Below are 2,650 nucleotides of genomic sequence, written 5' to 3' on the forward strand. Positions count from 1 at the left end.
AAGGGCGCACGGTGGATGCCTTGGCACTAGGAGCCGATGAAGGACGGGACTAACACCGATATGCTTCGGGGAGCTGTAAGTAAGCTTTGATCCGGAGATTTCCGAATGGGGAAACCCTCTATCCGTAATGGGATAGAATCTTTACCTGAATACATAGGGTACTGAAGGCAGACCCGGGGAACTGAAACATCTAAGTACCCGGAGGAAGAGAAAGCAAACGCGATTCCCTGAGTAGCGGCGAGCGAAACGGGATTAGCCCAAACCAAGAGGCTTGCCTCTTGGGGTTGTAGGACACTCTACATGGAGTTACAAAGGAACGGGGTAGATGAATAGGTCTGGAAAGGCCAGTCATAGAAGGTAAAAACCCTGTAGTTGAAACTTCGTTCCCTCCAGAGTGGATCCTGAGTACGGCGGGACACGAGAAATCCCGTCGGAAGCAGGGAGGACCATCTCCCAAGGCTAAATACTCCCTAGTGACCGATAGTGAACCAGTACCGTGAGGGAAAGGTGAAAAGCACCCCGGAAGGGGAGTGAAAGAGATCCTGAAACCGTGTGCCTACAAGTAGTTAGAGCCCTTTTATGGGTGATAGCGTGCCTTTTGTAGAATGAACCGGCGAGTTACGATTACATGCGAGGTTAAGTTGAAGAGACGGAGCCGCAGCGAAAGCGAGTCTGAATAGGGCGACATAGTATGTGGTTGTAGACCCGAAACCAGGTGATCTACCCATGTCCAGGGTGAAGTCCAGGTAACACTGGATGGAGGCCCGAACCCACGCACGTTGAAAAGTGCGGGGATGAGGTGTGGGTAGCGGAGAAATTCCAATCGAACTTGGAGATAGCTGGTTCTCTCCGAAATAGCTTTAGGGCTAGCCTCAAGATGAGAGTATTGGAGGTAGAGCACTGTTTGGACTAGGGGCCCCCATCGGGTTACCGAATTCAGACAAACTCCGAATGCCAAATACTTATTCTTGGGAGTCAGACTGCGAGTGATAAGATCCGTAGTCAAGAGGGAAACAGCCCAGACCACCAGCTAAGGTCCCAAAGTATACGTTAAGTGGAAAAGGATGTGGAGTTGCTTAGACAACCAGGATGTTGGCTTAGAAGCAGCCACCATTTAAAGAGTGCGTAATAGCTCACTGGTCGAGTGACTCTGCGCCGAAAATGTACCGGGGCTAAACGTATCACCGAAGCTGTGGATTGACATCTTAGATGTCAGTGGTAGGAGAGCGTTCTAAGGGCGTTGAAGCTAGACCGGAAGGACTGGTGGAGCGCTTAGAAGTGAGAATGCCGGTATGAGTAGCGAAAGATGAGTGAGAATCTCATCCACCGAATGCCTAAGGTTTCCTGAGGAAGGCTCGTCCACTCAGGGTTAGTCGGGACCTAAGCCGAGGCTGAAGAGCGTAGGCGATGGACAACAGGTTGATATTCCTGTACCACCTTATGAACCGTTTGAGTAATGGGGGGACGCAGGAGGATAGGGTAAGCGTGCTGTTGGATTAGCACGTCCAAGCAGTTAGGCTGGTAATGAGGCAAATCCCGTTACCATAAGGCTGAGCTGTGACGGCGAGGGAAATAGAGTACCGAAGTTCCTGATTCCACACTGCCAAGAAAAGCCTCTAGCGAGGTTCAAGGTGCCCGTACCGCAAACCGACACAGGTAGGCGAGGAGAGAATCCTAAGGTGAGCGAGAGAACTCTCGTTAAGGAACTCGGCAAAATGACCCCGTAACTTCGGGAGAAGGGGTGCTCTTTTGGGTGAATAGCCTAGAAGAGCCGCAGTGAATAGGCCCAGGCGACTGTTTAGCAAAAACACAGGTCTCTGCGAAGCCGTAAGGCGAAGTATAGGGGCTGACACCTGCCCGGTGCTGGAAGGTTAAGAGGAGGGGTTAGCAGTAATGCGAAGCTCTGAATTGAAGCCCCAGTAAACGGCGGCCGTAACTATAACGGTCCTAAGGTAGCGAAATTCCTTGTCGGGTAAGTTCCGACCCGCACGAAAGGTGTAACGATCTGGGCACTGTCTCAACGAGAGACTCGGTGAAATTATAGTACCTGTGAAGATGCAGGTTACCCGCGACAGGACGGAAAGACCCCGTGGAGCTTTACTGCAGCCTGATATTGAATTTTGGTACAGCTTGTACAGGATAGGTAGGAGCCTAGGAAGCCGGAGCGCTAGCTTCGGTGGAGGCATCGGTGGGATACTACCCTGGCTGTATTGACATTCTAACCCGCACCCCTTATCGGGGTGGGAGACAGTGTCAGGTGGGCAGTTTGACTGGGGCGGTCGCCTCCTAAAAAGTAACGGAGGCGCCCAAAGGTTCCCTCAGAATGGTTGGAAATCATTCGTAGAGTGTAAAGGCACAAGGGAGCTTGACTGCGAGACCTACAAGTCGAGCAGGGACGAAAGTCGGGCTTAGTGATCCGGTGGTTCCGCATGGAAGGGCCATCGCTCAACGGATAAAAGCTACCCCGGGGATAACAGGCTTATCTCCCCCAAGAGTCCACATCGACGGGGAGGTTTGGCACCTCGATGTCGGCTCATCGCATCCTGGGGCTGTAGTCGGTCCCAAGGGTTGGGCTGTTCGCCCATTAAAGCGGTACGCGAGCTGGGTTCAGAACGTCGTGAGACAGTTCGGTCCCTATCCGTCGTGGGCG

The 2,650-nt window shown here is 52.5% G+C and carries 1 rRNA gene; it reads left to right on the forward strand.

Going from position 1 to position 2,650, the window contains the following annotated elements:
• A 23S ribosomal RNA gene (locus ACTYBU_RS22300) occupies positions 1–2,650 on the forward strand; the annotation flags it as partial.

Source organism: Niallia sp. 03133 (assembly GCF_052663225.1).